This is a genomic window from Micromonospora sp. LOL_024 (assembly GCF_048060415.1).
In the GTDB taxonomy this organism is placed as follows: Bacteria; Actinomycetota; Actinomycetes; order Mycobacteriales; family Micromonosporaceae; genus Micromonospora.
Map to the genome: position 1 here is coordinate 1 of NZ_JBHMIS010000082.1, position 6,123 is coordinate 6,123.

Annotated in this window: 8 protein-coding genes and 1 pseudogene; 4 read left to right on the forward strand and 5 right to left on the reverse strand. The window is 66.4% G+C overall.

The window, feature by feature from the left end:
* Positions 1 to 175: 175 nt before the first annotated feature.
* The 3 genes from ACFHWY_RS27805 to ACFHWY_RS27815 form a co-directional block, all read right to left on the reverse strand.
* Entirely contained in the window at positions 176 to 1,033 is an 858-nt protein-coding gene (locus tag ACFHWY_RS27805; protein WP_416583214.1) for an ABC transporter permease, read from the reverse strand.
* Positions 1,034 to 1,106: 73 nt separating this feature from the next.
* Positions 1,107 to 2,123, reverse strand: coding sequence for an ATP-binding cassette domain-containing protein (locus ACFHWY_RS27810; protein WP_416583215.1), 1,017 nt, complete (start codon positions 2,121 to 2,123; stop codon positions 1,107 to 1,109).
* Between the two features lie 456 nt (positions 2,124 to 2,579).
* Positions 2,580 to 3,401, reverse strand: a complete 822-nt coding sequence (locus ACFHWY_RS27815) for a transposase family protein (RefSeq protein ID WP_416583216.1) — start codon at positions 3,399 to 3,401, stop codon at positions 2,580 to 2,582.
* Positions 3,402 to 3,885: 484 nt separating this feature from the next.
* Here ACFHWY_RS27815 and ACFHWY_RS27820 point away from each other — a divergent pair, with 484 nt between their 5' ends.
* Both ACFHWY_RS27820 and ACFHWY_RS27825 read left to right on the forward strand, forming a co-directional pair.
* Positions 3,886 to 4,059: a hypothetical protein gene (locus ACFHWY_RS27820; RefSeq protein ID WP_416583217.1), complete on the forward strand. Its 174-nt coding sequence runs from the start codon at positions 3,886 to 3,888 to the stop codon at positions 4,057 to 4,059.
* A gap of 50 nt (positions 4,060 to 4,109) precedes the next feature.
* Positions 4,110 to 4,499 carry a transposase gene (locus tag ACFHWY_RS27825; RefSeq protein ID WP_416583220.1) on the forward strand — a complete coding sequence of 130 codons (390 nt, stop codon included), beginning with the start codon at positions 4,110 to 4,112 and terminating at the stop codon, positions 4,497 to 4,499.
* On the opposite strand, the pseudogene ACFHWY_RS27830 reads toward ACFHWY_RS27825, so the two are convergent.
* A pseudogene (locus ACFHWY_RS27830) lies at positions 4,458 to 4,931 on the reverse strand (hypothetical protein); the annotation flags it as partial. The gene ACFHWY_RS27825 and the pseudogene ACFHWY_RS27830 overlap by 42 nt on opposite strands.
* A gap of 255 nt (positions 4,932 to 5,186) precedes the next feature.
* Positions 5,187 to 5,432 carry a transposase family protein gene (locus ACFHWY_RS27835; protein WP_416583218.1) on the reverse strand — a complete coding sequence of 82 codons (246 nt, stop codon included), beginning with the start codon at positions 5,430 to 5,432 and terminating at the stop codon, positions 5,187 to 5,189.
* Between the two features lie 133 nt (positions 5,433 to 5,565).
* Between ACFHWY_RS27835 and ACFHWY_RS27840 the strand changes: the two genes are divergently transcribed.
* Positions 5,566 to 5,832: a transposase gene (locus ACFHWY_RS27840; RefSeq protein WP_416583219.1), complete on the forward strand. Its 267-nt coding sequence runs from the start codon at positions 5,566 to 5,568 to the stop codon at positions 5,830 to 5,832.
* A 130-nt stretch (positions 5,833 to 5,962) separates the two neighbouring features.
* A partial coding sequence (locus tag ACFHWY_RS27845) for an IS3 family transposase (RefSeq protein WP_416583221.1) occupies positions 5,963 to 6,123 on the forward strand: 161 nt, incomplete at its 3' end.

Below are 6,123 nucleotides of genomic sequence, written 5' to 3' on the forward strand. Positions count from 1 at the left end.
CCAGTCACCGCGCCCCTGAAAACCAGCTAACCAACTCTCCATCAAACCCGGGGCTTGACACTTGGACTTGACAGGCTCCGGAGAGGCGCGCTCGGGACTTCCAGTCATCCGAGCGCGCCTCTCAGGGCCGCTGGCTGCTCAGCACGTCCACCTGTATCGGGGGCGAAGTCGTGTTCTAGCGGTCCTTTCGCTTGCGGTAGGCCAGCATGGTCAGCGGCGCGAAGACCACGATTAGCCCCGCGGAGAGCCCGAACGCCCAGGCGAGCTGCTCAGCGGTGACGGTGCCGTGCATCAGGCCGCGGGTGGCGGTGGCCGCGTGGCTCATCGGATTGACGTTCGCGACCGTCTGCATCCAGCCCGGCATCGACTCGGTCGGCACGAAGATGTTGCTGATGAACACCAAGGGGTACACCACGATCATGCTGGTCGAGGCGACCGTCTCCGGCGCCTTGGCAACCACGCCGATCGTAGTGAAGATCCAGCTTACGCCGAAGGCGAAGACGATCAGCATCCCCACCGCCGCAATCGAGCCGAGCACGCTGTCTGGCCGGAAACCCAGCAGGACGCCGCACGCGATCGTCAGGGTCAGCGCGACGAGGTAGCGCCCCATGTCCGCCAGCAGGCTGCCGACGATGGTGGCCGGCTGCCAGAACGGCAGGGTGCGGAACCGGTCGAAGATGCCCTTGGTGATGTCGGTGTTCAGGGCGGTTCCCGTGTACACCGACATCATCACCACGGTCTGGACCAGGATGCCCGGCAGGAAGAACTGCAGGTAGTCCGCGGTCGAGCCGCCGATCGCGCCGCCGAACAGGTAAGTGAACACCACTAGGAAGATGAACGGGAACAGGATCATGTCGACCAGTTGCGCCGGATGGTGCCTAAAGGTGGAGGCAGCCCGCCACAGGAAGGTGAGAGAGGCCGATAGTGGGCCGGGACGCGACGGCTTGCGCTGGACCGACAGTGCGCCACGCAGAATGCTCTCGGCGATGGGCTGGGGCTCGGTGATGGTTTCGTCCGTGGTGGCGGCGCTCATGAAAGTTGCCCTTCCTTTATGCCGTCCTCGGACGGGCTGAACGTGCTGACTGCGCTGTGCTGGGCGGGAGCACTCATCCGACGTGCTCCTTTTCCTTGCCGTCCTTGGACGAGGTTGGGTCAGCGGCGGGGCTGTGGTCGGCGTCGACCTTGTGGCCGGTGAGAGCCAGGAAGACCTCGTCGAGGCTAGGTTGGCCGAGTGAGTACTCGGTGATCCGGATGCCAGCCCTGGACAGACCGATCAGTGCCTGTGCGACCTGCTCCGGGTCGTTCGCCCGGACCGAAAGCACCACCGGATCGCGGTCGAACTCGACCGGCGCGTCGAACGCCTTGCTGAGCAGTTCGCCCGCGCGGGTCCGGTCTTCGGCGCTGAACAACCGCACGTGCACCGCGCCGCTGCCGACCGAGGCCTTCAATTCGCCCGGGCTGCCCTCGGCGATGATTCTGCCGTGGTCGATGACGGCGATCCGGTCGGCCAGCGAGTCGGCCTCATCCAGGTGCTGCGTGGTCAGCAGGACCGTGGTGCCGACCGTCACCAGCGCCCGGACGGCCTCCCAGACCTGGTTGCGGGCGTGGGGATCGAGCCCCGAGCTCGGTTCGTCGAGGAACAGCAGCTTGGGCGAGACGATGATGCTCGCCGCGATGTCCAGCCGGCGGCGCATGCCACCGGAGTATGTCTTCACCAGCCGGTCGGCGGCGTACTCGATGCCGAACGCCTCGAGTAGCTCGGCTGCCCGTTTGCGGGACTCCGACCATGAGTGGCCGAGTAGGCGGGCCACCATCACGAGGTTCTCGGCACCGGTGAGCGCGTCGTCGACCGAGGCGAACTGGCCGGTCAGGCTGATCAGCCTACGGACTTCCTCGGCCTCCCTCAGCACGTCGTGCCCGAACACCCGGGCGCTACCGCCGTCCGGCTTGAGCAGGGTGGCGAGGGTGCGGATCGTGGTGGTCTTGCCGGCGCCGTTGGGGCCGAGGAAGCCGTAGACCATGCCGAGCGGCACGGCGAGGTTCACCCCGTCCACCGCGCGGACCTTGCCGAAGAGCTTGGTCAGCTCTTCGGTCTCTATTGCGAAAGCTGACTGCGATTCCACGTTCACTCCTCATGGAGATGGTCGTCAAGCCGAATATCCGGGGCAGCCGCCAGTGCGGCGGCAACCAGCGGGTCTTGGCCGGGGATCCGAATATTCGGCAAGGGCTCAAAGTGCCTCCACTGTACAACGGAACCTTAGCGGCTCGCACATAGAAATTTATGTGGGGTGGGGCTTGACAAGATCGGAAAAATGCTATCAGGGGCTCGCTGTACCTGCAGGTCAGAGGCATCCTGAGGGTGTCGGTGGATCCGGTCGAATAGTCTGTGAACCGGTCGGAACCGGGGCTGTTGCATCGCATGTCAGCGACAGGGGTATTCGCTATGCCCGATCGAAATCGATTGTAGGACCGTTGCCGGTGTGCCGAGAGGTCGTTAGGCGGTTCATTGCGCCATTCCGCGCAACGGGGTGAGCGCGGTGAGTAAGCCTTTCCGCGTAACGAGTCGTGGCGGTGTGTGATCACGTTGTGCGGGCTTGGTCGGTGTGCAGGAGGACCAGAGCGGCTGCGGTGATCTTTCCGATGCGCCATGGGCAGAGGCTGACGTTGCGCAGCGCTTTGAACGTGGTCTTGAGCAGGGAGTTTCCGCGTTCGCCGATGGCGCGGACGCTGTTGTGGGTCCTGTTGAACTGCTGCTGGATGTCGGTGCAGGCGCCGTTGCGGGGCTTCTTGAACGCGACCGTGATTGTGGTCGCTTCGCCTTCGTAGCCGAGGTCGCCGAGCACGCGCAGGTCGTCGTCGATCCAGGTGGTCAGCAGGGGAAGGATGTCGTGCTCACGCAGGGCGGTGGTGTCGTGTTCCCGGCCGGGGCGCACCGGCGAGGTCCACAGCGGCCATCCGTCCGGGGCGGTGATGACCTGGATGTTCCCGCCGTGGTTGTCGTGTTTCCCCGACCACCACAAATCCACCCCCGGTGTCGGCCCGGGGGTCCGACGCCGGTCGGTCTCGATCAGGGGCCCGTCGATGTTCACGTGGGCGTAGCCAGCCATCTTCGCTGCCAGCAGGGCTGACTTCAGGCTCGGCGCGTGGGCGGCGAGGACCCCGATGCCCTCGTGAAGGTAGGCGTAACCGGTCGACAGGCTGACTGTGTTGTCGGCGGCCAACTGCTTGACGCGAACGCCGTCGAGGAACCAGCGGATCACGAGAATGGCCTGCTTGAAGCAGCCCAACGCGCGGTTCTCGGCGCGGGTTTCACGGCGCTGACGTTCGGCGCCCAGCAGCCCCGACAAGAACAACACGGTCTCCTCACGCACGGACAGCGTGGCGGTGCATGTGACGCTCATAGCGACGCAGGATCCCTACTGAAGTTGATCTGTGAGAGGACCACTTCATGCCGTGGTTCTGCGTCTTCTCGTCGCACCACAACGGGTTCGGGCGTGTCTACACCGATCACCAAGGCCGCTACTCAAGGTACCCGCACCGTTACGCGGAAAGGCTCAGTGCCCCTCGAACTGCCTCGTCACCGCTCGTGCCGTGGCACGTTCACGGTGTTGGATGACACGCCGTGAGGGCTGTCGGCCAGGCGGCGTTGGGGCGGTCAGGCTGTAGCGGTGGCAGAACCCGTATGCGTGCGGCGGCTGGGTGATCAGGAAGGTCAGCAGCTGCTCAAAATTACCTGCCGAGGAACCGGCTCCCCGATCCGACTGCGACGGTCGATGGTCGTTCTCGCCTCGACCGGCGGGAACACGTGTCGGCGATCGCCCGCCTGGTCTATGCTGATGAGGACTCGATTCGGCAGGTCACATCCACCGGTTCAACGAGATGGGGATGGCCTGCTTGGCCAGTGCCCGCCCCGAGAAGCTGGGGCGACCGTTCACCCGCTGGAGCGTGCGCAAGCTCGCCGACCACCTGAGCTCGGATGCTGCCTGCCGGCTCCGTATCGGTCGAGAACAGCTGCGGCAGATCCTGCACCGGCACAAGATCACCTTTCAGCGTACGTGAGCAGCCACTTCCTGCAGCGGGGGTTCGCGTTCGACGAGTTCGGGCCCCTGGTGATCCGGCCGCAGGCCGGCACAGGGTGGGCTCCGGCAGGGCATCCTCACCGGTTGCCCACGAACTATCACAAACTGCACGAGGTCCGGCAGTCCCACGGCTGCTACTCCGTTGGCGACGACCAACTCTGGGGCGTCGTCCGACGCCGCAAGAGCGCCGCGAACACTCTCACCGCACTCAAGTCGATCCGCGCCACCCGCCCGGACGGTGCACCGATCTACGTCATCCTGGACAACCTGTCCGCACACAAGGGCTCGACGATCCGCAGGTGGACGGCCCGTAACAAGGAAGGTGACGTCGCGGACCCAGTGCAGCCGGTTTTCGATATGCCATTCCAGGCGGGCCCATTCCTGCAGGTCAGCCGGTTGGGCGTGGGCGGCGGGCAGTGACGCCACCAGATAGACGGTCTCTCGTGTGCGTCTGCCGGCCACGGTGCGGGTGCTGCGGGTGATCCGGACGGCCTGCTGGGCGTGGGGGAAGCCGATGCCACCAGGGGTCTGCACGGTCAACGCCTTGACGGTCCGGGTCTCGCGGCGGCCGTGGCCGGTGTCGCGGTGTTGGTCGCCGACCGGCACCTGCGCCCAGGGGAGCTGCTTGAGCTGGGCGTACAGGGTCGGCTGGTTGGCCTTGACCGACACGTACAGGTGCCCGCCGGCAGCGGCGACGGCTCGGGCGTGGGCGACCTGGGTGTGGAGCGCGTCCGCGACGATCACCACACCCGCCAGGCTGGCCCAGCCGAGTCTTGACCTGCTCCAGCAGTGGGGCGAACGCCGGAATCTCGTTCGACTTCGCCACGATCTGGACCTGCGCCAGGACCACACCGGTCGATGTGTCGTAGGCCGGCAGCAGGTGAACCCGTTCCTCGGGCAGGACGGTGCCCCGCACCACCTTGCCGTCAACGGCGATGACCCGCCTGGTCGGTGGCGGCGCCGGTAGTCGGGTCACAGCCAGTCGGCCAGGACTGCTGTCAACGTCTCGGCGTCGACGCGGACCAGCAGCCGCCACACCGTGGTCAACACCGGCACCCGGCCGGTGAACCCGAGCCGGTCCCACGCCGACGCATCGAGATCGTCGAACTAGTCGCCGATCGCGGCGAACGTGGACGCCCCGGCCATGACGGCGCACACCGCGACCGCGAGCAGGCTCGCCGGGGGATACCGGATCCCTCGCGGGTCACGCAGGTCAGGAACCTGCGCCAAGGCCTCCAGCAGGCCATGCGACCCACCGCCGGCGGCCGTGGTGTCGCACGGGGCGGGGCGTGCTGACGGATCACGTCGATCAGCGATGATGACATGCGCGGGTGTGGTCCTTCTCGGAGTCATGTTGTCTCAGCAACTCCATGATCACCGAAGGGTCACACCCGTTCCGCGTCACCCTCCACACAGGCCACGACAATACAAACCGCCAGGTCAAGCGCACCTCAATCGACTACGCAAAGACCCTGGTGCGGCCCGGTTGGTCCTTGGGGCCCGTCGGGATCCGGCCGGTGCGGTCGGCGTGATCGGGCGGATCGCCGACCAGCTCGGAGTTCACCCTGAGGCGTTGCGGACGTGGGTGAAGAAGGCCGAGACCGACGCCGGTGAGCGGCCGGGCACGACCAGCAGCGATGCCGAACGCATCGCGGCCCTCGAACGGGAGAATCGTGAGCTGCGGCGGGCGAACCAGATCCTGAAGTCCGCGGCGTCTTTCTTCGCGGCCGAGCTGGACCGGCCGTCGCGATGAGGGTCGCGTTCGTTGACTCGCATCAGGAACAGCACGGTGTCCAGTCGGTCTTGCGGGCGTTGGAAGACACGCCGGCGCAGATCGCACCGTCGACCTACTACGCCACCAAGACCCGTCCGGTCAGCGCCCGATGCCGGCGCGACGAGGAACTGACCGCGCTGATCAAGCGGATCCACGCCCAGAACTACGCGTCTACGGCGCCCGCAAGATCAGGCACCAGCTGCACCGCCAGGGCGTCGAGGTGGCCCGGTGCACGGTCGAGCGGCTGATGCGCGCCGCCGGGCTGCGCGG

Excerpts from the sequence above, each read along its gene's own strand:
- ACFHWY_RS27805 (WP_416583214.1), bottom strand. The coding sequence starts at position 1,033 with ATGAGCGCCGCCACCACGGACGAAACCATCACCGAGCCCCAGCCCATC.
- ACFHWY_RS27815 (WP_416583216.1), bottom strand. The coding sequence starts at position 3,401 with ATGAGCGTCACATGCACCGCCACGCTGTCCGTGCGTGAGGAGACCGTG.
- ACFHWY_RS27820 (WP_416583217.1), top strand. The coding sequence starts at position 3,886 with ATGGCCTGCTTGGCCAGTGCCCGCCCCGAGAAGCTGGGGCGACCGTTC.
- ACFHWY_RS27835 (WP_416583218.1), bottom strand. The coding sequence starts at position 5,432 with ATGACTCCGAGAAGGACCACACCCGCGCATGTCATCATCGCTGATCGA.